Source organism: Mycobacterium sp. (assembly GCF_019247635.1).
Taxonomy (GTDB): domain Bacteria; phylum Actinomycetota; class Actinomycetes; order Mycobacteriales; family Mycobacteriaceae; genus Mycobacterium.
Map to the genome: position 1 here is coordinate 20,055 of NZ_JAFBAR010000067.1, position 24,420 is coordinate 44,474.

At 64.7% G+C, this 24,420-nt stretch carries 14 protein-coding genes and 1 riboswitch; of the genes, 8 read left to right on the forward strand and 6 right to left on the reverse strand.

The features are described 5' to 3' along the window. Nucleotides 1-8: 8 nt before the first annotated feature. From JO236_RS09490 to JO236_RS09510, 5 genes are all read left to right on the forward strand, one after another. Entirely contained in the window at nt 9-1,514 is a 1,506-nt protein-coding gene (locus tag JO236_RS09490) for a condensation domain-containing protein (RefSeq protein ID WP_293327833.1), read from the forward strand. A 486-nt stretch (nt 1,515-2,000) separates the two neighbouring features. Beyond that, entirely contained in the window at nt 2,001-2,948 is a 948-nt protein-coding gene (locus tag JO236_RS09495) for a hypothetical protein (RefSeq protein ID WP_293327835.1), read from the forward strand. Nucleotides 2,949-2,959: 11 nt separating this feature from the next. After that, complete coding sequence (locus JO236_RS09500; RefSeq protein ID WP_293327838.1) at nt 2,960-4,207, forward strand: glycosyltransferase; 1,248 nt, start codon at nt 2,960-2,962, stop codon at nt 4,205-4,207. 39 nt (nt 4,208-4,246) lie between these two features. Further along, nucleotides 4,247-4,978 (forward strand): GAP family protein, encoded by a 732-nt coding sequence (locus JO236_RS09505; RefSeq protein WP_293327840.1) that lies wholly within the window; start codon nt 4,247-4,249, stop codon nt 4,976-4,978. A 9-nt stretch (nt 4,979-4,987) separates the two neighbouring features. Beyond that, entirely contained in the window at nt 4,988-5,638 is a 651-nt protein-coding gene (locus JO236_RS09510; RefSeq protein WP_293327843.1) for a class I SAM-dependent methyltransferase, read from the forward strand. Here JO236_RS09510 and JO236_RS09515 read toward each other — a convergent pair. Further along, a complete protein-coding gene (locus JO236_RS09515) occupies nt 5,635-6,405 on the reverse strand; it encodes a glycosyltransferase family 2 protein (RefSeq protein ID WP_293327846.1) in 771 nt (256 codons plus the stop codon). The genes JO236_RS09510 and JO236_RS09515 overlap by 4 nt on opposite strands. 298 nt (nt 6,406-6,703) lie before the next feature. On the opposite strand from JO236_RS09515, the gene JO236_RS09520 reads away from it, so the two are divergent. Then, complete coding sequence (locus JO236_RS09520) at nt 6,704-7,921, forward strand: hypothetical protein (protein WP_293327849.1); 1,218 nt, start codon at nt 6,704-6,706, stop codon at nt 7,919-7,921. Nucleotides 7,922-8,034: 113 nt separating this feature from the next. Here the strand turns inward: JO236_RS09520 and JO236_RS09525 are convergent, their stop codons facing one another. The 4 genes from JO236_RS09525 to JO236_RS09540 form a co-directional block, all read right to left on the reverse strand. Continuing rightward, a complete protein-coding gene (locus JO236_RS09525; protein ID WP_293327851.1) occupies nt 8,035-8,916 on the reverse strand; it encodes a glycosyltransferase in 882 nt (293 codons plus the stop codon). 106 nt (nt 8,917-9,022) lie between these two features. After that, nucleotides 9,023-9,241 (reverse strand): Rv1535 family protein, encoded by a 219-nt coding sequence (locus tag JO236_RS09530; RefSeq protein ID WP_293327854.1) that lies wholly within the window; start codon nt 9,239-9,241, stop codon nt 9,023-9,025. Nucleotides 9,242-9,506: 265 nt separating this feature from the next. Further along, nucleotides 9,507-9,676: riboswitch (M-box (ykoK) riboswitch) on the reverse strand. A gap of 101 nt (nt 9,677-9,777) precedes the next feature. Further along, the gene (locus JO236_RS09535) at nt 9,778-10,902 is read right to left on the reverse strand and encodes an NAD(P)H-dependent flavin oxidoreductase (protein ID WP_293327857.1); all 1,125 of its coding nucleotides are present in this window, start codon (nt 10,900-10,902) and stop codon (nt 9,778-9,780) included. 141 nt (nt 10,903-11,043) lie between these two features. Continuing rightward, the gene (locus JO236_RS09540; protein ID WP_293327860.1) at nt 11,044-11,607 is read right to left on the reverse strand and encodes a carboxymuconolactone decarboxylase family protein; all 564 of its coding nucleotides are present in this window, start codon (nt 11,605-11,607) and stop codon (nt 11,044-11,046) included. A gap of 495 nt (nt 11,608-12,102) precedes the next feature. Here JO236_RS09540 and JO236_RS09545 point away from each other — a divergent pair, with 495 nt between their 5' ends. Then, a complete protein-coding gene (locus tag JO236_RS09545) occupies nt 12,103-15,843 on the forward strand; it encodes an RND family transporter (protein WP_293327863.1) in 3,741 nt (1,246 codons plus the stop codon). Nucleotides 15,844-15,959: 116 nt separating this feature from the next. Here JO236_RS09545 and JO236_RS09550 read toward each other — a convergent pair whose 3' ends face one another. Continuing rightward, nucleotides 15,960-17,717, reverse strand: coding sequence for an AMP-binding protein (locus JO236_RS09550; RefSeq protein ID WP_293327867.1), 1,758 nt, complete (start codon nt 17,715-17,717; stop codon nt 15,960-15,962). Nucleotides 17,718-18,155: 438 nt separating this feature from the next. Here JO236_RS09550 and pks2 point away from each other — a divergent pair, with 438 nt between their 5' ends. Then, entirely contained in the window at nt 18,156-24,407 is a 6,252-nt protein-coding gene (pks2, locus tag JO236_RS09555; protein WP_416362203.1) for a sulfolipid-1 biosynthesis phthioceranic/hydroxyphthioceranic acid synthase, read from the forward strand. The last annotated feature ends 13 nt before the right edge of the window (nt 24,408-24,420 follow it).

The window sequence follows — 24,420 nt, forward strand, 5'->3', positions numbered from 1 at the left end:
GAGGACACATGGTGAGAGTAGGGAAGGTCCATGCCGGGACCATCCACGATTGGGCGCCGGAACCCGGCACGCTGGTGTCGTGGCAACCTACGCCCGCATCGCTCGCGAAGGCCAAGCAGGCGCCGGCGAGCACGGTGCCGGCCAGCTACATGCAGGCCCACCACCTTCGTAACTACCGCTCGTACGCCGACCGTGGCCTGGAGATGTCACGGTTGCTCATTTCCGCCTGGGATATGCCTGGTCGATGCGATATCCGCACCATGACGCACGTTCTCAACGCTCACCTGCGGCGCCACGACACCTACCGCAGCTGGTTCGAGCACACTGGTGGCGACAACTTCGTGCGCCGCACCATCAGCAAGCCCAACGACATTCAGTTCGTCGCTGTTCAGCAGGGCGAGCTGACCACGCACGACCAGTGGCGCGACCACGTGCTGGCCACCCCGAGTCCGCTCGAGTGGGACTGCTTCCGGTACTCGATCATCCAGCGTGCGGACCACTTCACCTTCTGCGTGGCGATTGACCACCTGCACTGCGACGCCATGTTCGTCGGCGTCGCTTTCGCTGAGATCCATCTGATGTACCACGCGTTGGTCAGCGGTGGAGCCCCCCTGCGGCTGGCCGAGCCGGGAAGCTACGACGATTACTGCGTGCGGCAGCACGAGCACTGCTCCTCGCTGACTCTGGACTCCCCGGTGGTCCGCAAGTGGACCGAATTCTTCGAGACCAACGAGGGCTCGCTGCCCAAGTTCCCATTGCCGCTGGGTGACACATCCGCGCCCTGCGAAATGATCGGCGTTCGGTTGTTAGACGAGCGTCAGACGGCCGCGTTCGAAGACGCGTGCAGGTCGGTGGGGGCGCGGTTCTGCGGCGGCGTGTTCGCCATCTCCGCGGTGGTCGAGCACGCCCTGACCGGGGCAGAGACGTATCACGCTATGGTTCCCATCGACATTCGTCGCACCCCCACCGACTTCATGACGACCGGGTGGTTCGTCGGCTTCGTTCCGATGAGCTTCCCCGCCACCGCCTCCACTTTCGGCGAGGTCGTCCAGGCCGCTCAGGAGAACTTCGACTCCGGCCGGGAGCTCGCCGACGTGCCGTTGGACCGGGTATTGGAACTGGTGCCGTGGCTGGAGAAGGGCCAATGGGGCGCGCCGCTGCTGTTCTACTTGGACGCCGGTATTCCTCCTCTTTCGGCGCTGGCCAACTCCCACGTGGAGGGGCTGCGGGCCCGACTCTGCCACGACGGCGGGATGGCGGGACAGATCGACATCCGGGTCAATCGTCTCGAAAACGAGACGCAGCTGACGGTGTTGTTCCCGAACAACCCGACCGCCCGGGAATCGGTGACCCGCTATGTCGAGGCGCTGAAATCGGCGTTTGTCTGCGTCGCCGAGGGCCGCGATGTGATGCCGCATCCGCGTCGCCACAGCCAGTTGCACCTCGCTTACAGTCGCCGCACCCGCGAACCCGCCACGGCTGCTGCACCCATGACCAGATGGCGCACCGGATAAGCGAGATCACGGCCGACCGGCGACCTCGCGCGCGTCTGGTGAGGTGAAAGGTTAGGTTAGTCAATGGTTCTCGCGCCGGCCAGTGCGTCCAGTGCGGTCGATAACCGGGTCGCATTCCTTGACCACGCGTCCCTTCTTCGGTTGCGGGCGACCGGCTTCGAAACCGTCGCGCAGGTCACCTGGGTCTACGACCGGGCCGTCGACATGGACCGACTACGCCAGTTCAACCAAAATCTGGGGTACGGTTTGCTCGGTCGCCGGATCGAGCGATCGCCGTTGCCGTTTGGCCGTCCACGTTGGGTCGCCTATCACGAACCGACGGAGATCGATATCGCGCCAGCGCCCCGGCCCCGCGCGGAAGTAGGCGCGTGGAAAGCCGAACGGGCGCAAGTTCCGGTCAACCCCGAGCACGGACCGTGCTGGCACCTGGCCGTCCTTCCCCTGGAGGACGGCGGGACCGCGGTCACGATGGTCAGCTCCCACACCGTGGTCGACGGCATCGCGCTGGGCATCTCGATCTACGAGGCCATCCACGACATCAGGCGGGACCTCGGCTATCCCCCACCGCGATCTCGCAGTCGCCGACAGGGACTACTCGCGGACGCGCTCGACACCATTCGCGGCCTACCGCAGGTTGTGCTGGCGCTCGTCGCCTGCATCATGATTCTGCTGAAGAGCCGCAAGGACGCGGCGAGCCAGACCGATTTGCCGCGCTCGGCCAAAACGAATTTCGGCGACGAACCCATTGAGGTGCCGTCCGTTACGCTTTGTTGCGACCTAGATGCCTGGGACGCACGGGCACTCGAATTCGGCGGGTCCAGCAATTCGCTGTTCATTGCGTTCGCCGCGCGGTTGGCTCAACACCTCGGACGGGTGAGCCCCGTCGACGGCGCCGTTACCATAACGGTCCCAGTAAGCGAACGCGGCCCAGACGATGTACGCGGAAATGCGCTGACGGCGGCAACGTTCCGTCTCGACCCAGACCGCGCGGCGACCGATCTACAGGTCGTTGGCAACGAGATGAAGCGTAGCCTGGCCGCCCTGGAGCACACCCCTAACGAGCTGCTCAAACCACTTCCACTGGTTCCGTTCACACCAAAGTGGGCGGTGCGCAGGCTGGAGGGTATGGCGATCGGGGGCGCCGACCTGCCCGTATGTTGTTCGAACGTCAGACAATTGACCGAAGCCTTGAAGCGCATCGATGGTGCAGATTGTGACTACGGGTACGCGCGGCTATTCAATCAAGGTGCGACGAAACAACGCATGGAGAATGCGGGCGGGGAGCTGTACCTTTTCTCAGGGCGCGTCAATGGTCAGATATTCATTAGCGTCTCGGCGTATCAACCGGGCGCCGAGAATTCGAACGAAAATGTCCGGGAGTTGATCGAACAAACGCTCGCGGACTACGGCCTGACCGCGGCGAGATACGAATAGCCGGGGGGTCGATGATATTTGCTCTGGCCGTGAATGGGACCCGCGGCGATGTCGAGCCGTGTGCCGCGCTGGGCCGCGAGCTGGTGCGCCGGGGTCACGAGGTCCGCATGGCCGTACCGCCCAACCTGATCGGCCTCGTCGAGTCGGCCGGGCTCAGCGCCGTGCCCTACGGGCCGGACACCCAGGAGTTGTTGGACGACGAGGACAACCTGCAGAAGTTCTGGAAGATCCAGAACTCGATCAAGTTGCTCCGCCAAGGCATGGACGATCTGCGGCAGGCGTGGGCGGATATGGCCGCGACGCTCAGGTCGCTGGCGGACGGGGCCGACCTGATCCTGACGAGCATGATCCACCAGGGCATCGCCGCCAACGTCGCGGAGTATTACGACATTCCGCTGGCCGCGATGCACTTCCTGCCGTCGCGCGTCAACGGCTATGCGATTCCGATGCCGGCGTGGATGAACCGGTCGCTGATTTCGACGCTGTGGTGGGTGCACTGGCGCGTGACGAAGAACGTGGAAGAAGCCCAACGCCGCGAACTCGGCCTGCCGAAGGCGACCGCGTCCTCGACACGACGGATGATCGAGAGCCGATCCCTCGAGATTCAGGCCTACGACGACCTCTGCTTTCCGGGGCTGGCCGGCGACTGGGCGCAGTGGACCAAGGAACGACCGTTCGTCGGGGCACTGACCATGGAGCTGCCGACGCAGTACGACGACGAGGTGCTGTCGTGGATCGCGGCGGGGACGCCGCCGATCTACTTCGGCTTCGGCAGCATGCCCGTCGAATCGCCCACCGACACCGTCGCCATGATCAGCGCCGCCTGCGCGCAATTGGGCGAACGGGCGCTGATCTGCACCGGCGCGAATGATTTCAGCGACGCACCGCTCTTAGACCACGTAAAGGACCACGTGAAGCTCGTTCCCGGGGTCAGCCATGCGGCCGTATTTCCCGCCTGCCGGGCGGTCGTCCATCACGGCGGCGCGGGCACCACAGCCGCGGGCATGCGGGCGGGCATCCCGACATTGATCCTCTGGATCTGGATCGAACAGCCTATTTGGGCCGCCCAAATCAAGCGGCTGGGCATCGGCGCCGGACGTCGGCTTTCGGCGACCACCCAGGAATCCCTAGTCGCCGATCTCCGCTCAATACTGGCCCCGAGCTGCATAAATCGGGCTCGCGAGATCGCCAACCGGATGACTAAACCGGGTGAAAGTGTCACGGCCGCCGCCGATTTGTTAGAAGATAGGGCGAGCTGAGCTTCGGTTGACCGCCCAGGGGACGGGAGGGGGACGTTTATGTGGACCACAGTGCTGGTCCTCGCGTTGATGACGGCAACCGAACCCGTGCGTCTCGGTATGGCCATTTTCCTGATCACCCGGCCACGGCCGATGGTCAACCTGCTCGCGTTCTGGTTTGGCGGCATGACGACCGGCGTCACCGTCGCCCTGGGTGTGCTGCTGCTGATGCGCGACGTCGCGTCCATCGTGATGCATCACCTGACGTCGTTCCTGTCGAGTTCCACCGTTGCGCACATTCAGATCGGGGCCGGCTTGGTCGCGCTGGTGGTCGCGGGGCTGATCGCGGCCGGGGTAACGGTGCGCCAACCGGCGCCGGTGCTCGTCGCCAGCGGTGAACCGTCGGCCGTGCTGGTGGCCGAGAGGCCGGGCCGATTCGCCCGCCTGCTAGCCAACGCCCACGGCGCATTGGAGACCGGTTTCCCCTGGTTGGCGTACGTGGTGGGACTGAGTTCGGCGGGCCCGCCTCCCGTCGAGTACCTGATGGCGCTGACCGCCATCGGGGCTTCGGGAGCCGCCTTGGGCACCCAGGTCAGCGCCGTGGGCACATATCTCCTCGTGATGCTTGCCATCGTCGAGATCCCGCTGGCCAGCTACCTGATCAAGCCCAGTCGCACCGAAGCCGCGATGCTCAGCCTGCGTGAGTGGCTACGTACCCACCGGCGGCGGATCCTGGCCGGCACTGTTGCCGTCGCCGGCGTGGCGCTGATCGCCGCCGGGCTGGGAGTCTGAGCTGGACGGATGGGCAGTGTCGCCGACCACTACCGACCAGCACAGCTGGAGTTGTTGCGGTTCATACCTGTCTCGGCGCGCCGCGTGCTCGTCCTAGGCGGCTGCAACGGGGCGTTCGGTGCCACGGTCAAGGAACACACCGGCGCGGAAGTCTGGGGCATCGAGTTCGACGACGGGGCGGCCCAACGTGCGAGCGCCCTAGTCGATCACGTTCTGGCCGGGCCCGTGGACGAGCAGGTGGACGAGCTGCCCGACGGCCACTTCGATGTCGTGGTCTGCGACGACACGCTCGAGCGCCTGGTCGATCCGCTTGCGACGCTTACGCGGCTTCGGGACAAGCTGGCGCCCGACGGCGCCATGGTTGCCGCGGTCCCCAACTTCCGCTATCTACCCGCTTTGAGTCAGGTGCTTCTCCGAAAGGATTTCCCGCAGGAGGACGTTGGCACCTTCGACCGGACCTACCTGCGCTTCTTTACCCGCAGAAGCATCAAGCGGCTGTTCAAGAAGGCCGGCTTCAAGGTGCAGCGAACCGAGGGCCTCCACGCGTGGCGCGGAACCGCCGGGGTTGTGCTCGCCGTCGTAACCCTGGGGTATTTCGCCGACGGCTTGTATCTGCAGTACGCGTGCGTGGCAACACCGGCCGCGCAGCGGCGCGCTTAGTCCACAAGCGGATGGGCCGTGTATGCATCGATCTGTTTGCCCCACAATGGCTTCGACAAGGTTCCCCGCGGGAATTGTTTGCGCCACGTGCGACCGTGCGCCTTCCGCATCGCCCGCTCCATGGCGAGATTGGCACCCAGCAAGTACCGCCAGGTTCCGAAGTGAGTGTTGGCGGTCTTGCGCCCGAAGTGGTTGATGTAAGCCATCTCAGTCGTGTACAGCCCGAATCCCGCCTTGCGGGCGCGCAGTTCGAGATCGAAGTCGACGCCCCACCCGTAGCGGCCGAACGTGCGCAGGTCCATGCCGCCGATCGTCTGCCAGCATTCGCGGGTCAGCGTGAGCGCCGTTCCCTCTACTACGTTGACCGTGCGGTATTGCGCTCGCGGGACATAGTTTTCGGCGTCCGGTTTCTCGTCGTCTTCCGCGCACGGGAATCCGTGGTCGAACATCGGGCCGACGATTCCCGCGTCGTCGGGCAGCCGCGGGTCCAGCACGCCGGTGACAAACCCCTTCGAGAGCCGGGTGTCGTTGTTCAGTGTCATCGCGTGGGAGTGGCCTTCCGAGAATGCGATGCGGAATCCGAGGTCGCTTCCCCCGGCCCAGCCGAGGTTTTCGCCGGGTGCGATGACACGTTCATTGCTGATCTTGGGGTAGTCGCCCCGATTGTCGACGATGAGATAGTCGGCGCCCTCACGCTCCAAGTCACCGACGAGCGCATGGGTGTACTCGTGCTGCCCATAAACCGGGACCGTAATCAGAACGGACATGAATCAAACCGTACCGGGCCAGCCTCGCCACCGGGGTTCATTCCAGATGAGACGAAATCCATAATGCCCGATATCGGGTGCTCCGACCGTCCGCGAGCACCGATGCCGCCGCAGCGCACGTCAGCGCACGTCAACGCACGTCAAAGGCGAGTGATCAGGGGTTCTATGGTGGCGCCTTCCGTGAATCGTTAGTTTCCGTCAACTCGGTTTTCGCCATCGTGTAATCTGCGAATTCATTGATCCACCGAATTCAAGGAACCTTGTGACGCACGCGGGTCTCGACCGCAAACGTGTGCAAATGTATGCCCTGGCATCGACGGGGCTGGTGGTCTCGGCTATTGGGCATCTGTATATCGTGCTGGTTGCTTTTCCGACGGCTATCTACTGGCTGTCGTACAACGTCGCCAACTATCACTTCGGGTTTGTGCGGCGGGGACTGGGCGGCGAGCTGATCCGCATATTCCCCGAGAAGTATTACTTCATCGTTTCCTACGCGTTGATGTGGGCGCCGGCGATAGTCTGGCTCGTCGCCCTTGCCGTCTGGATGTGGATCATTGTGTCCCGGGGCGCCAGGACCGAACGCAGGATCATGCTCGCCCTGCTGGTTCCGGTGTTGCCCTTTTCGATTTCCTATGCCCTGTATTCGCCGCATCCCGAACACGCCGGGATGGCCGCGGTACTCGCGTTCAGTATCGCGCTCACCAGAGTTCGCAGCACTCGGTCCAGGCTGATCGTCAGCGCAGTGTATGGCATTGGGATGGCCGCGATGGCGCTCGCGCACGAAGCGATTCCACTGCAACTCGCCCTTGGGGCGGTGCTGGCTATCGTCGTTCTGTCCAGAGACGCGACTCCGGTGGCCCAGCAAGCCTGCTCCGTCTTGGCGGTTGGGCCCGGGATCGTTTCGGCACTGCTGGTCGGTGGTCTCGGACACCGCAATCTCGGGTCGCAGTTGTGCACCCAGGTCCCGCACCGCATGCTGGAAAATCCATACCCGGTTACCGCGACGCCGCGGGGCGCTGTCTCCTACCTGCTCGGCCATATCGACAGCCGGTCGGATTACCACGACTGGATGTGTCGTTATGCGACACCACTTCTCGACAACAGCTTCGCCGACGGCGTCCGGTTCGTGACCCACTTCGGCTTCGTCCCACTCCTCGGTTCATTCGTGCTCGGGTTGCTGTTCTTCGTCGGCTCCACATGGATGATCCGCAATTATTCCGGGGTGCCTTTCGGCGCATTCCTTCGTGAAATACGCGGCAAGCTGGTTTCGCCGGTGCTGGCGCTCGCCTTGATGGTGCCGGTCTTCATGACCGGCGTCGATTGGACCCGTTGGTGGGTGCTGATCACGTTCGATGTCTCGATGGTCTACATCCTTTTCGCGATGGACCGAAAGGAACTCGAAGAAGCACCGTCCCGGCGAAACGTCTTGGTCTTCGTTTGCATAGTCATCGCGTTGGCAGTGATCCCAACCGGGGCCGCCCTTCATGTCGGTGGCTCGAATTTCTCGCAACTCTGAGCCAGCCGGGCCAGCGGCGGGCCCAGCCCGGCGGGCACGGCTGCCCGGCCGCGGAACCAAATGCGCTCAGGAGGGTCTAGCAAACATCGGAGTAACAGATCAGAAAGTGCAGACTAGACGTCGGTGCCGTCCGCCCGCAGGTCCGGCCTGCGCTCTAGCAATTTTTCTCGATTGAACTGTCGCGGCTCTCTGAGTATCTGAAGCTGATGAATACCCTGCTTTATGGAGTCACGCACGCCGAGCCCGTGCGAGTGATGAACCGTCAATGCCGGCTCCTGGACGATCTCATACCCATTCCTCAGCATCGACTTTCCCAATGCCGTATCTTCGCCACCCGCCTGGTAGCGATTGTCGAAACCGCCGAGTTCCTGCCATACCGGCTTGGAAATCATCGCTCCCGTCGCGCTCAGTACCCCCGGACTGACCCGCTTGGTCCGCCGGGCCGGCCTTGACAGCCACTGATTCATACCGGTGGACGCACCTACCCGTTCCACCCGGGAAGCGCCCTCGTTGGGCAGGGTTACGCCGTATGCACCTGCGACGTTGCCGGCCTTGCGAAAGTGCCGGGCGCCGGCGTGCAGGTTGTGCACGCTCGTCAACCGCACATGGGCGACGGTCACGAACACCACGTCGTTGCTCGCGGCGGCCACGCCCAGATTCAACGATTTTGGATAGGTAAACTCGCTTTGCGGCAGCGTCACCAGCTCCGCGCCATAGTGTTTTGCCACCTCGGGGCTCCGGTCGCTGGACCCATTATCGACGACCACCACCTCGATCGAGCGGCCAAATTGCTGCTTGTCTATATCCTCGAAGACTTTCTCTAATTTGGCAGCTTCATTAAACACTCGCACGACCACACTTACCTCCGGGTCGTTTGCCGGATCATCGGCCAATGCTTCATCGATGCGTCGGTTCAGCAGGTTAGTAGTCAGCGAATTACCAAATGGAATTAACGCCAACAGCTCGGGATGCAGCAAATGGCCGTCAAGGGTCATATGCGACACTGTACAGCCGATTACTCCAAGGGGTTGCCAAGCCGCAGACTACCTCTGCGGCTTGGCAACCCCTTGGAGCCGTCGAAGCTGATCACCAACCATGCGACTACGCCCGGACCTCGAGCAGTCCGACGCGCCACAGCGCGGCGTACACGTGCCGCACCGGAACGCTCAACAGCCGGGCCGCACCATCCACCAGTGGGTCGCTGACAACGATGGGCCGGCTGTCGACCACCTTCCGGGGCGCCGGGGTCTCATCGCGCACCACTCGCAGCGTGCGGGCGGGCCCTACGGTTACCACTTCGTCGTACAGGGCTACGGACATGATCGCCTCCTGGACAGTATTCGGAACGAGCAGTTGGGGATTGGACGTTGTCTCGTCCTGCAACGGTTCCGATCCAAGAGGTTTGACGACTCAGCTGAGAACGTCGCGCAGGAGGTCGGGGTGGGACGAAACATAGCCCGGATATCGACCCGGACTATCGCTGGAACTCATGTGTCCCTCACCTCCTCGCGGTCGCGGCACGTACGGTCACCCGCACAATTTGCACGCGCACAAAGGAGTCCAGAAACCCGACGAGCGTCGGAAATCCGCACCCCACTCGTCAGAGCTTTGGCACCACACGACGTGTCCGGTGATCCGGAAGCCACCTGGGCTCAACCCTTAAGCCGGGAGGAGCTGTCCTGACCCGGGGCGTCTTTCGACGTTCGGGGTCAGTGGCCTATGTTCGTGTAGCCGCCTCACCTAACGAGGTGCACGACCGATGATGCATGACCGACCTGGCCCGGTCAATCTGAAACAGGCCCGTTTGCCGAATCTTTACCATTCTTTATGCAGCCTGTCAGGGATCCTGCTGTCGATCACTTCTCGACCAGGGTCTCGAGGTTTCCGATGGTGTCGATGAACTCCTCGACCATGTCGAGCACCACCGCCCGGGTCGGGCGCACCCGATCGAGTGATCCGACGACCTGACCGACGAAGTAGGTAGCCAGCTCGCGGGCCTTCGCCCCGGGCTGGCCGGCGGCCTGGTTGATGCGCACCTGCGACTCGGTGATCAGCGCCGTCTGCAGCGGCATGCCGAGCGGATCGGGGGTGTCCGGCCGCGCCCATTCGTCGGTCCACGCCGTCCGCAACATGCGCGCCGGCTTGCCGGTCATCGACCGGGATCGCACCGTGTCCGACGAGGTCGCGGCCAGGAACTTGTCCTTGACCACCGGGGCCGTCTCGGCCTCCTCCGTGGTCAACCACACCGAACCGCACCACACCCCCTCGGCGCCCAGGGCGAGAGCCGCGGCGATCTGCCGGCCGCGGGCGATCCCCCCTGCGGCCAGTACGGGCGTCGGCGCCACAGCGTCCACCACCTCCGGAACCAGCACCATGGTGGCCACCTCGCCGGTGTGGCCACCGGCCTCGGTGCCCTGAGCGACGATCAGGTCAACCCCGGCCGCGGCGTGCCTTGACGCGTGCTGGGTGGTGCCGGCCAGGGCGGCTACCAGCACGTCTTGCTCGTGAGCGCGCTCGACGAGTTCGGGCGGCGGGGGTCCCAGCGCGCTGGCGATCAGGCGGATGTCGTGGGCAAATGCCACGTCCAACAGTGGCTCGTAGCCTTTGGGCGAGATGTTGAGGCCGCCTGACTCGCGCGGCCGGCCCTGGTCGTCCGGCACGATGCCGTAGCGGGCCAGGAGCTCAGCCACGAACGCGCGGTGCTCTTCGGGCAGCAGGGCCCGGGCCTGCTGCCCGTCGATCCCGCCTTGCTCAGCCCCGACGTACTTGGGCGGCAAGAGCAGGTCCACCCCATACGGCTTACCGCCCGTCTGCTCCTCGATCCAAGTCAGCTCGCTGTCCAACCGCTTGGGGCTGTGCGCGGTGGCACCGAGGACCCCGAACCCACCCGCGTTCGTCACCGCCGCCACGACGTCGCGGCAGTGACTGAACGCACAGATCGGAAACTCGACGCCGAGCAACTCGGCAGCTCTGGTTCGCATTTGCCGACGCTAACACCTTCGCCGAACGCGTTGCCCGTGCGATTTTTCGGAGAAATCTCGCCTGAGTGCACGGTCGGTGAGGGGCGTGGGTCTGGTTGCCGTGGTCGCCTCGGCGAGCGTGGCGTGAGGGCGAAACCCGCGTTACGGAGCTTGGCCGTCGGGCGGCCAGCTCGATACCCCGTCTTCCAACGGGACTTTGAGGCTGTGCAGGATCGAAGCGACCATTCGCCACGAGCCGATGGCGGTGACTAATTCGATGAGCGCCATTGTATCCCAACGTAATTCGCGTTCACAGGCGGCCCAGCTCTGCGCACTCACCGCGCCGTCGCGCACGATGTCGTCGGTCGCCGCCAGCACGGCCCGCTCGACCGCCCCGAACCCGTTGTAGCCCTGCCAGTCCCGTACGCCGAGCAGATCGTCGGCGGACACACCGAGACGCGAAGCAACGCGCCAGTGCTGGGTCCACTCGTAGTCACAGGCGGTGAGCCAGCCGATCCGCATGATCACCAGTTCGCGCAGTCGCGAATCCAGCTCGCCGTGCCACAGTAGGAGGGCGAGCAGGTCGTTGAACGTCCGCGCCAGCCGTGGATGGTTCAGTAGCACCTGGAAAATGCTCAACTCGGCCATGTAGTCGGGCACGCCCGCTTCGTCGGCGGCGGCCTTCGCCTCGTCGAGCGGCAACCGGGGCAGGCGAGAAGTCGTCATGGTCCAGCACACTATCGGGGTGTGGCACAGCCGAAACGACTTGCGCGGCAGCTAACTTGTACGAATCACCCCGGCGGCCGTCATCGGCATGGCGTGCCGGCCGCCCAGCGGTACCTCGGCGTCGCTGGAGACGCCGAGAACTCCGCGGACACGCAAGCGGCGCTTCCGGCGTTTGCTGGGCCGCGCACCGCGGCTGAGCCGCTCCCTAGCGTCGCGGTGGCACTCCCGCCGCGGCCGGTGTATCTTGAGCAGCCAAATCCCCGGCGTGGGCCGGGTCACTTTTGTGTACGATCGCACGGTTTTCTGACATCTCCTCGGCCGACCCGATAGTCTGTTGCTCACTTGCTGAATTGCGACCGAGCTTGGAAGTTGGGGGGTGTGGATCGACGTGCGGCGCCTGGAGATTCACGGCCCGAGCGCCACCGGGAAGAGGTGGGCTGACATGGACAAGGGACGAGCAACGCTGGCGGCGGGCACCGGAGGGCTCTTCGGCCGATGAGCGGTTCTGAGTCGGCCAAGGTCGGGGGCGTCTTCGACAAGCTGAGCTACTTCGTCATACGCAAGCCGTTCCTGGTCATTGCGGTCTGGATCGCGCTTGCGGGCATTCTCGCCGTCGTATTCCCATCGCTGATGGACGCGGCCGCCGGCAAGAACGACGCAGCCAAACTGCCGGACGATGCCCCGACGGTGATCGCCACCAAGCAGATGACCCAGGCCTTCGATGCCAAGCCCGACAAAGCGCCCGACGGCGGCAACCCTGGTGGCGGAGACACCGGCAACGGTGGCGACAAAGACAAAGCCAAAGGCGGGGGCGGCGGCTCGCAGCTGTTGATCATCCTGACCGACGAAAAGGGCCTGGGGCCAGCCGATCTGGCTACCTACCACAAGCTGGTAGACAACCTGCGCGACGCCAAATTCTCGGTACAGGACTTCATCAGCACACCGCCACTGCACGCGGTGCTGGCCAGCAAGGACAACAAGGCCTGGAATCTGCCGGTCATGTTCTCGACCAACCAGGACGACCCCGCTACTCAGTCGGAATACAAACAAATCCAGGACATCGTCAAACAGACGCTTGCGGGTACCACGCTCAGCGCCAACTATGCCGGCGCGGTGGCCACTGTTGACGACCTCGTCACGATCGGCAAGGAAGACACGCATCTGATCGAGATTGGCACCGCGCTCAGCGTGCTTGTCATTCTCTTGATGGTCTACCGAAACGTCGTTGCCATGTTGGTGCCACTGGCGACCATTGGCATCTCCCTGGCTACCGCGCAGGGCGTGTTGTCGGGCCTGTCGAAAATCGGCCTGGACGTGCAGATGCAGACCATCGTCTTCATGACTGCGGTGATGATCGGGGCCGGCACGGACTACGCCGTCTTTTTGATCAGCCGATATCACGACTACGTCCGGCACGGCCTCGATTCGGACGAAGCGGTCAAGAACGCGATGATGTCCATCGGCAAGGTCATCGCCGCCTCGGCGGCCACCGTGGCGGTGACGTTCCTCGCGATGGTCTTCTCCAAGCTGGCGCTGTTCGTCAGCATCGGGCCCGCCATCTCGATCTCGGTCCTGGTGGCCTTCGTGGCCGCGATGACGCTGCTGCCATCCATTCTCGTGCTGATCGGCCGCCGTGGTTGGATCCAGCCGCGCCGTGAGCTCACCCGCCGCGTCTGGCGGATCGTGGGGACACGCACCGTGCGCCAACCCCGGATTCATCTGATCGGCAGCCTGATCGTGCTGGTCAGCCTGGCCAGCTGCACGCTGCTGGTGCGCTTCAACTACGACGACATGAGGGCACTCCCGTCTGACGTCGCGAGCGTCGCGGGATACAACGTGATGGACCGTCACTTCCCGCAGAACATGATGACCCCGATGATGCTGTTCATAAAGTCGCCACGCGACCTTCGGACCCCGAGCTCCCTCGCCGACATGGAGCAGATGGCCAGCCGGATCGCCCAGCTGCCTGACATCATCGCGATACGCGGGTTGACCCGGCCCAACGGCGAACCGTTAGACCAGACGAAGGTGTCGTATCAGGCCGGCGAAGTCGGCGGCAAACTCGACGAAGCGTCCTCGGCGATTCACGACCATGGCGGCGATCTGGACAGACTGGTCAACGGTTCCAACCAGTTGGCCAATGCTCTGGCCGGCGTGCGCGACGAGGTCACCGAGTCCGTCGGCAATGCCACCCAGCTGGTTAGCATCCTGGTGACCATGAAACAGCTGATGGGTGGCGACAAGACGATCAACGATCTCGACCAGATGTCCCACATGCTGGGTCAAATGCGGGCGATGGGCGATGCGCTTACCTCGAACACGACCCAGGTGTCCAACATCGTCGCGTGGGCTGGTCCGGTGGTGGCGGCTCTCAACGTCAGCCCTCAGTGCAACGCCGACCCAGGCTGCGTGTCCTCGCGCTATCAGTTGCAGACACTGGTCGACGCGCAGAACAGCGGGGCGCTCGGCAACATCAATGCGCTGGGCCGCAGCCTGCAACAGACCGAGCAATACCAGACCCTCGCCCAGACGATTGACAAGCTGAAGAAGAATCTCGACCAGGCCGTCAGCCTGCTGCGCTCCATCGACGGAATGCAGAACCGGCTGAACCAGATGCAGCAGGGTTCCGCTGCCCTGGCCGCCGGCAGCCGGGCCATCGCCATGGGCGTAGCCGAGCTGGTCAAGCAGACCAAGAACATGGGCAACGGACTCGATCAAGCGTCGTCCTTCCTGCTCGGGATGAAGCACGACGCGAGCAAACCGTCGATGGGCGGTTTCAACATTCCTCCCCAGGCGCTGGCCAACGAGGATTTCAAAACGGGCCTGCAAGCTTTCATCTCGCCTGACGGGCACGGGGCGCGGTTCCTCATCCAGAGCGCGCTCAATCCGTTCACCACCAAGGCCATGGATCAGGTCAAGGACATCCTCGCCGCGGCCCATGCGGCGCAACCGAACTCCGAACTCTCGGACGCCACGATATCGATGATCGGAATTCCGACCGGGCTTCGGGACACCCGCGACTACTACAACCACGACATCCAGTTCATCGTGGTCGCGACCATTCTCATCGTCTTTCTCATTCTCGTCATGCTGCTGCGCGCCATCGTTGCGCCGTTGTATCTCATTGGCTCGGTGCTGCTTTCGTTCTTGTCGGCACTGGGTCTAGGGGTCGTGGTTTTCCAGTTGATACTCGGCCAGGATTTGCACTGGAGCCTGCCCGGACTGTCCTTCATCTTGTTGGTGGCGGTCGGCGCCGACTACAACATGCTGCTCATTTCCCGTATCCGAGACGAATCACCGCACGGGGTGCGAGTAGGCGTAATCCGCACCGTGGGCTCAACCGGCGGCGTAATCACTTCTGCGGGTTTGATTTTCGCGGCTTCGATGTTCGGCCTGCTGGCGGCCAGCATCATGACGATGGTCGAAGCCGGTTTCATCATCGGCGCCGGAATTTTGATCGACACGTTCCTGGTGCGGACCGTTACGGTGCCCGCCTTGGCCGCAATGATCGGTCAGGCCAACTGGTGGCCGTCCAAGCTTGGCACGCGCGCGCCCACGCGGCCCTGGGTCATCCAGTCCAAACCGAAACCCAGCCTGGTGGAGCGGCTGAAGGCCATGCAGACTCGCACTGTGCTCACCCGCCAAGTCCCCTTACTTCCGAAGATCGGCATCGCCGCTGCTCAGCCCAGCGACACCGGTCCTTCGGACAGCGACATCAAGGAAGAGGCACCGCAGTTCCCGATCACCGTCAATGACGACGTCGAAGAGGGCCACGCGCTGCCGCTGTTCGGCGCCGTCCTGCTGCCACGCGAGCTCACGCAAAGTGACCCGAGCAACGGCCATGTCAAAGCCAACGGCGACGGCAAACAGCCCGCCGAGGATCTCGACGGTCATGCGCTGCCGCTCTTCGGCCCGGTTGGCATGCTGCCGCGACTGGTCCTCCTGCCCAACGGCAAAGGCAAGGGAAATGGCCATGGCAATGGCAGCGGCAATGGCAACTCAACAGAGGATCAGTCGAACGGCTCGCAAGGCGACGAATTCGAGTGTCAACCGCTGCCCGTGTTCGGCCCCATCCGCGTGCCGCATCTCATGGTTGAAACGAGCGAGTCAGGCCCGTCGGCAGCGGCTGATAGCGAGGGCGGGGACGAGGGCGACGATGACCCCGTCGACCACGCGCTACCGATGTTCGGCCCGGTCGGCACGCCCCACGTGCTGGTCAATCCTCGGAAAAAGTAGCTCTGACCAACGCCATCCATTTGACACGACCTTTCGTGATCGATCGCGCGCAAAAGCCTTGCCGGCCAATCGCATTGATCAGCATGCGGCGCCGAGCGAGGGAGAACTGTCCCGGGCTACGCGTCCAAGCGGGTGAACTCGTCCTGTCGGTACAGCTCGACGCACTGCGCCCGCCTGACCTTGCCGCTGGTGGTGATCGGAATCGACCCGGGCGACACCAGAACCAGATCGGCGACACTCAACCCATGCGACTTCGATATCGCCGAGATGACCTCTCGCTTAACGAGGCCCAACCTGTCCGACACGTCCTCTTCCGAGTCCCCGCGCTTCTTTAACTCGATGATTGCGACCAGCTTCTCGGCGCCGCGGTCGGGTACCGCGATGGCTGCGCATCGGCCCGGGGTGACCTCCTGGATCGTAGCCTCGATGTCGTCGGGAGAATGGTTGCGCCCGTAGACAATTAAGAGATCTTTTATGCGGCCAATGATGAAAAGCTCTCCGCCGGAGAAGAACCCCGAGTCTCCAGTTCGCAGCCAGGGACCTTCTGGTGTCCCGGCTGACGGGTTGACGATTTGCGCGGCAAACGTACGTTCAGACTGTTCGGGCTTCTGCCAGTAACCGAGGCCGATATTGCGTCCATGTAGCCAGATCTCGCCGACCGTTCCCTCCGGACATTCGATACAAGTGTCGGCATCGACGATGCGCACCGTCTGTTGCTGCGGGACGCCGTAACTGACCAGTGGTGTGCCGTTTTCGCTCCCGCACGGCACTGCCCGGCCCGCCGGCAGCTTGTCAGGTTCGAAATAGACGACTTTCGGTGGCTCGCCGGGTTCGCGGGTGGCCACGTATACCACCGCTTCCGCCATTCCGTACGAAGGCCGTAATACCGCGGGGTCGAGGTTGAAGGCAGCGAACCGGTCAGCGAAGCGCTTCATTGTCGTAGGCTGGACCCGCTCACTGCCGTTGAGAATGTGCAGCACTCCCCCGAGGTCCACCCCCTCCATGTCTGCGTCGGAGACTTTTCGGGACGCGATGTCAAATGCGAAATTCGGTGCGGCCGAAAATACACGGCCGTTGTTCGCCATTAAGTGCAACCATCGGGCCGGCCGCTGCAGAAATCCCACCGGACTCGTCAAGACCGCAGGCATTCCCGCCAGAATCGGAATTATTATTCCCACAAAGAAGCCCATGTCGTGATAAAACGGCAGCCACGACACCACGGTCGAATCCCGCGGCGGAACGTTTCCGAAGCGACGGTAGTAACCGTCCATGATCTGCTCGAAGTTGGCAAAGAGATTGCTGTTCGTTATCATCACCCCGGCCGGTGTACGTGTGGACCCCGAAGTGTATTGCAAATAAAGAGGGTTGGACTCATCTGCGGAGATGTTGCGAGAGCTCGGTCTGCTCGACGAACCCTGCCGCGAGTCCAGATCCAGCAAATCAAGCTGGACGATAGCTGGCGCAGACTGTCCGGATTGCGGCTCGCCGTATCCACCCACGAATTCAATCACCGTCGAAGTCGTCAGAATAACCGCGGGAGACGTGTCAGCCACGACCGAGACCGTGCGCTCATCGTGGACACCGCCATACGGTACAGACAGCGGAACGGCGATAATCCCAGCCTGCAATACGCCGAGTACACTGACAATATAGTCGACCCCCTGCGGGGCCAAAATCACCGCACGGTCCCCAACCGACGCAAATTGCTTGAGATATTCAGCGGTGTTCAACATTCGCCGATACAGCTGCGACCAGGTCAGGCTTTCCGTGACGCCGTCCCAACTCTTCTCGTAGTCGAGAAAAGTGATCGCCGTTTCGTTGGGCTGCAGATTGGCGCGTTCACGCAACACAGCAGGAATCGAAGACTCAATCACGGGCCACACATTACCTTGGATGCCAGTCGCAGACGCGCCGTTCGCGACCGGAACGGGCGGTCGCAGCGCCGGAGACTGCTGCCAGCCACGCACGCCCGGGCGCTTTTTTTGCCCGCCTCAGCGGGGTTCGCTACAATCCAGCGGCGGCGGCATTCTCCCAGACCAACCCTCCCAGACCAACCGTTGCGGCGCTCCGGGGTCAAATTTTTTTGCACGTCCGCACCGTTTTTCCACATGGCGGTGGCGGACCCGCTACGCTGCTGATCACTTGACTAGTCAACGGTCGGCTTGGATGTGGGGGAACCGTGGCTCGCCCTGCGATGTTGCGGCCTCCGGGCCCAGATCGGAATAAACCAGGTCTCCTTGGCGTGCAGGGGGAGAAGAAGAGGTGAAACGGCCGTGAATGATCCGCGTGTGACGCCCGTTGCTGTGATTGGCATGGCTTGCCGGTTGCCAGGGGGCATCGAGTCCCCTGACCAGTTATGGGCGGCGCTGCTGCGCGGCGACGACATGGTCACCGAGGTCCCCGCCGATCGTTGGGACGCGGACGAGTACTACGACCCCGAGCCGGGTGTGCCCGGTCGCTCGGTATGCAAGTGGGGCTCGTTCCTGGACAACGTTGGCGCCTTCGATGCCCAGTTCTTCGGGATCACCGAAAAAGAAGCGACCGAGATGGATCCGCAGTTCCGCCTGCTGCTGGAAACCGCGTGGGAGGCCATGGAACATGGCGGCCAGACACCGGAGTCGATGGCCGAATCGTTGACCGGTGTGTTCGTCGGGCTGAATCACGGCGACTACCAGTTTGTGCACGCCGATGCCGGCACGTTCGGCGGCCCGTACGGAAACACCGGCACCAACAGCTGCTTTGCCTCTGGACGGATCTCTTATGCCCTGCGCTTGCACGGTCCGGCAGTCACGGTGGACACTGCGTGCTCGTCCAGCCTGTTCGCGACGCACCTGGCATTTCGCAGCCTGCAGGATGGGGAAAGCGACCTGGCGTTCGCGGCCGGCGTTTACGTGATGCTAGAGCCGCGCAGGTTCTCGTCGGGGTCGGCGCTGAGCATGCTGTCTCCCACCGGGCATTGCCATGCATTCGACGTCGCCGCTGACGGCTTTGTCTCGGGCGAGGGCGCCGTCGTGCTGCTGCTCAAGCGGCTGCCGGACGCGCAGCGCGACGGCGATCGCATCCTGGCCGTGCTACGTGGAACCGCCGCCAACCAGGACGGCCACACGGTCAACATCTCGACGCCGTCGGTCGAAGCGCAGTCCACGGTGTACCGCGCGGCGCTGGCAACGGCGGGCGTGGACGCCGGCACGGTCGGCCTGGTGGAGGCCCACGGCACCGGAACCCCGGTTGGCGACCCTATCGAGTACGAAAGCCTCGCCGACGTATACGGCGCCGCCGGCGCCTGCGCGCTGACCTCCGCGAAACCCAACTTTGGCCACACCCAAGCGGCTGCCGGGGCGCTGGGGCTGATGAAGGCCATCCTGTCTCTGCAACACGGAGTGATCCCGCGCAACCTGCACTTCACCCGGTTGCCCGACGACCTGGCGCAGATCGAGACCGAACTCTTTGTGCCACAAGAGAACACACCGTGGCCGGTGAGAGGCGAACAGCCGCGCCGCGCGGCGGTGTCGTCGTACGGAATCTCCGGAACCAACGTGCACGCCATCCTGGAGCAATCCCCCGACACCGGCGTGGGTAACCGCGTGCCGTCGGCCACCGCCGTCGACGGCGCGCTGATTTTCCCGCTCTCGGCCACCTCGCCGGACGGGCTGCGGCAGACCGCTGGGCGCCTCGCCGACTGGGTCGACGCCCAGGGGCCAGACCTATCGGCACCGGATCTGGCTTACACGCTTGCGCGCCGACGTGGCCACCGCCCGGTGCGGACGGCCGTGCTGGCCGGCAGCCCCCGGGAATTGTCCGTGGCGCTGCGTGAGGTCGCCGAGGACGAGACTCCGTATCAAGCCGCGGTGGGCCAGGACGATCGGGGCCCGGTGTGGGTGTTCTCCGGGCACGGGTCGCAGTGGGCCGCGATGGGTCTCGACCTACTCACCAAGGAGCCGGTGTTCGCCGCGACCGTCGCCCGGCTGGAGCCGCTGATCGCCGCGGAGTCCGGGTTCTCGGTCACCGAAGCGCTGTCCGCGCCAGAGACCGTCACCGGCATCGACCGCGTGCAACCGACGATCTTCACCATCCAGGTGGCGCTTGCCGCCACCATGCAGTCCTATGGCGTCCGCCCCGGCGCGATCATCGGACACTCGCTCGGCGAGTCCGCGGCGGCCGTCGTCGCCGGCGCGCTGTCGCTGGAAGACGGCGCGCGGGTCATTTGCCGCCGCTCCCGCTTGATGACCCGCCTCGCCGGATCCGGCGCGATGGCTTCGGTGGAACTGCCTGCGCAGCAAGTCCTTTCCGAACTGATGGCGCGCGGCATCAATGACGTCGTGGTCTCGGTCGTCGCCTCCCCCCAGTCCACCGTGATCGGCGGGGCCACCGAGACGGTTCGCGAACTCGTCGCCGCGTGGGAGGCGCGTGAGGTAATGGCCCGCGAGGTCGCCGTCGACGTCGCATCGCACTCGCCGCAGATGGATCCGATCCTCGATGACCTCTATGAGGTACTGGCCGATCTCGAGCCGTTGACACCAGAGGTTCCCTACTACTCCGCCACCCTGTTCGACCCGCGTGAGGAACCGTACTGCGACGCCGGCTACTGGGCGGATAACCTGCGGCATGCCGTGCGGTTCGGTGCCGCGGTGCAGGCGGCACTCGAAGACGGATACCGGGTCTTCGCCGAGCTGGCGCCACATCCGCTGCTCACCCACGCCGTTGAAAAAACCGCCGAGAGCCTCGATATGCCGGTGGCGGCGCTGGCCAGCATGCGGCGCGAGCAGCCGCTGCCGCACGGGCTGCGGGGCCTGCTGGCCGAGCTGCACAGCGCGGGCGCCGCGGTGGACTTCTCCGTGCTCTACCCCGGTGGTCAGCTGGTGAACGCGCCGCTGCCGGCCTGGACGCACCAAACATTGCTGCTGAACCGAGGCGGTCACGACCACCAATCCGAGGGTGCCACGGTTGCCGTGCACCCGCTGCTGGGCTCACATGTGCGCCTGCCAGAGCAGCCCGAGCGCCACGTCTGGCAGGCCGACGTCGGCATTGAGACGCTGCCGTGGCTGGAGGATCACCAGATACACGGTGCGCCCGCGTTGCCCGGCGCCGCGTACTGCGAGATGGCGCTGGCCGCGGCCAGCACGGTCCTGGGTACGAGGTCCGAGGTTCGCGATGTCCGCTTCGAGCAGATGCTGCTGCTCGACGAGGAGACTCCGGTGTCCGCCGTTGCTTCGGTGAAATCGCCGGGCGTCGCCGAATTTGTGGTCGAGACGTACGGGGAAGCCGGAGCGGTCCGGCGAGGCCGGGCGACGCTGCACGTCATCGACGACGCCGAGGATTCAGACCCGCAGCCGTCTGCGTACGACATCCCGGCGCTGTTGGCGTCCCACGAACGCACCCAGGACGGCGCCGAGCTGCGGGAGCGGTTCGACGAGCACGGCGTGCAGTACGGCCCGGCGTTCACCGGGCTGGGCGCGGCGCACATCGCGGAGGGGACCCTCAGCACCGTCTTGGCCGAGGTCGCGCTGCCCGGCGCGATGCGCTCCCAGCAGAAGGCCTATGCGGTTCACCCCGCCCTGTTGGACGCTTGCTTCCAGTCGGTCGGCGCTCACCCGGACGTCCAGGTGGCGGGCAGTGGCGGGCTGATGCTGCCGTTGGGGGTGCGCAAGGTCCGTGCCTACGCGTCCACCCGCAACGCCCACTATTGCTACGCGCGGGTGACCAGCGTCGATACGGCCGAGGTCGAGGCGGACCTCGACGTACTCGACGAGCACGGGACGGTGCTGCTGGCGGTGCGCGGATTGCAGCTCGGTACCGGGGTCTCCGAGGCCGGAAGCCGCGACCGCGTGCTGAGCGAGCGCCTGCTGACCATCGAATGGCACCAGCGCGAGCTGCCCGAGCTTGACATTACCGACGCCGGATCGTGGCTGCTGATCAGCACCTCCGACGCCGCGGAGCTCACGGCCACGGAGCTGACCGACGCATTGAAGCTGCACGGGGCGCACTGCGCGACCCTGAGCTGGCACGAGCACGCCGACCACGCGGACAGCGCCGAGCAGCTGCGTAGCCAGCTGAGTGCGGGCGGATTCCACAGCGCGGTCGTTTTGACCGGCCCGAACAGTGGTGACGGGGCTGCGACCAGCGCACTCCGCGGTGGCGAGTACGTGCGGCACCTGGTGCGTATCGCACGTGAAGTGCCGGAGATCCTGGGTGAGGCGCCCCGTTTGTACGTCGTGACCAGGAATGCCCAGAGCGTGCTGAGCGATGATCACGCGAACCTGGAACAGGCCGGGTTGCGTGGCCTGCTGCGGGTGATCGGTTCCGAGCACCCGCATCTGCACACCACCCACATCGACGTCGACGACCAGACTCATGCCGAACAGATCGCGCGCCAGCTGCTGGTCGGATCGGATGAAGATGAGACCGCGTGGCGCAACGACGAGTGGTATACGGCACGCCTATCCCCGATGCCGCTGCGGCCCGAGGAGCGGCAGAGCACCGTGGCGGAGCATGAGTGCGACGGCATACGACTGCAGATCCGCACGCCCGGTGACCTGCAGAGCATGGAATTCGTTGCGTTCGAACGGATTTCGCCGGGACCGGGTGAAATCGAGGTCGCGGTCAGCGCGTCCAGCATTAACTTCGCCGATGTCCTGGTCACCTTCGGCCGCTACAACTCCCCCGACGGGCGGATGCCGGCGCTGGGCACCGACTTTGCCGGTGTGGTCACCGCTGTCGGGCCGGACGTCACCGATCACCAGGTCGGTGATCACGTGGGGGGCATGTCACCCAACGGATGCTGGGCCACCTTTGTCACCTGTGACGCGAGGCTGGCGACACCCATCCCGTCGGGCCTGACGGACGCCCAGGCCGCGGCGGTGACCACCGCGCACGCGACCGCCTGGTACGGGCTGCACGACCTGGCCCGGATCAAGGCCGGCGACAAGGTACTGATCCACTCCGGAACCGGTGGGGTGGGCCAGGCCGCGATCGCGATCGCGCGGGCGGCGGGGGCTGAGATCTATGCCACCGCCGGCAGCCCGAAGCGCCGAGGGCTGTTGCAGGACATGGGGATCGAGCACATCTACGACTCGCGCAGCATCGAGTTCGCCGAGCAGATCCGGCGCGACACCGACGGCTACGGCGTCGACATCGTGCTCAACTCGCTGACCGGTGCCGCGCAGCGCGCCGGGCTGGAGCTGCTGGCGTGGGGCGGGCGCTTCGTCGAGATCGGCAAGGCCGACATCTACGGCGACACCAAGATGGGACTGTTCCCGTTCCGGCGCAACCTCTCGTTCTACGGCGTGGACCTGGGGGCGATGTCGCAGACCCATCCGCAGCAGATCCGCGAGCTGTTGGGCACGGTGTACCGCCTGACAGCCGACGGGTCGCTGCCAATGCCCGAGAGCACGCACTACCCGCTCGCCGACGCCGCCACCGCGATCAGGGTGATGGGCGCGGCCGATCACAGCGGCAAGCTGATCCTCGACGTCCCGAAGGCCGGGCGCAGCAGCGTCGTGCTGCCGCCCGAGCAGTCGCAGGTCTTCCGTGCCGACGGCTCCTACATCATCACCGGTGGCCTGGGCGGTCTCGGACTGTTCCTGGCCGAGAAGATGGCCAACGCGGGCGCCGGCCGGATCGTGCTGTCCTCGCGGTCGGCGCCGAGCCAAAAGGCCTTGGAGACAATAGAAATCATTCGTTCGATCGGTTCCGATGTCGTCGTGGAGTGCGGTGACATCGCGCAGGCGGACACCGCAAAGCGCCTGGTGGCCAACGCGACCGCCACCGGGTTGCCGTTGCGCGGGGTGCTGCACGCGGCCGCGGTTGTCGAGGATGCCACTCTGACCAACATCACCGACGAGCTGCTCGACCGTGACTGGGCGCCGAAGGCGCTGGGGGCGTGGCATTTGCACGTGGCCACCGCCGATCAGCCGCTGGACTGGTTCTGCTCGTTTTCGTCGGCGGCCGCGCTGCTGGGCTCGCCGGGCCAGGGTGCCTACGCCGCGGCCAACAGCTGGCTGGACGCGTTCACCCACTGGCGACGCGCGCAGGGCCTGCCGGCCACCGCGATCGCATGGGGCCCGTGGGCCGAGATCGGCCGCGCTATCGCGCTGGCGGAAAGCAGTGACGCGGCCATCGCCCCGGAGGAGGGTGCCTACGCGTTCGAGGCGGTGCTGCGCCACGACCGCGCGTACACCGGGTACGCGCCGATCATCGGAGCGCCGTGGGTGACCGCATTTGCCGAACGCAGCAAGTTCGCCGAGGCGTTCAAAGCGCTGGAGCAAGGGCGTTCGGGGACCAGCAAATTCCGCTCCGAGCTGGAGTCGCTGCCACACGAAGAGTGGCCCGCGCAGATTCGCCGCCTGGTGTCCGAACAGGTCAGCCTGATCCTGCGTCGCACGATCGATCCGGATCGCCAGCTCTCCGAGTACGGGCTTGACTCGCTGGGCAACCTGGAGTTGCGCACCCGGGTCGAGTCCGAAACGGGAATACGGATCAGCTCCACCGACATCACGACGGTGCGCGGATTGGCCGATCACCTCTACGCCAAGCTGGCGCCGGAGGAAGCCTCGACGCCTTCGTGACGGCAGGTCGCTA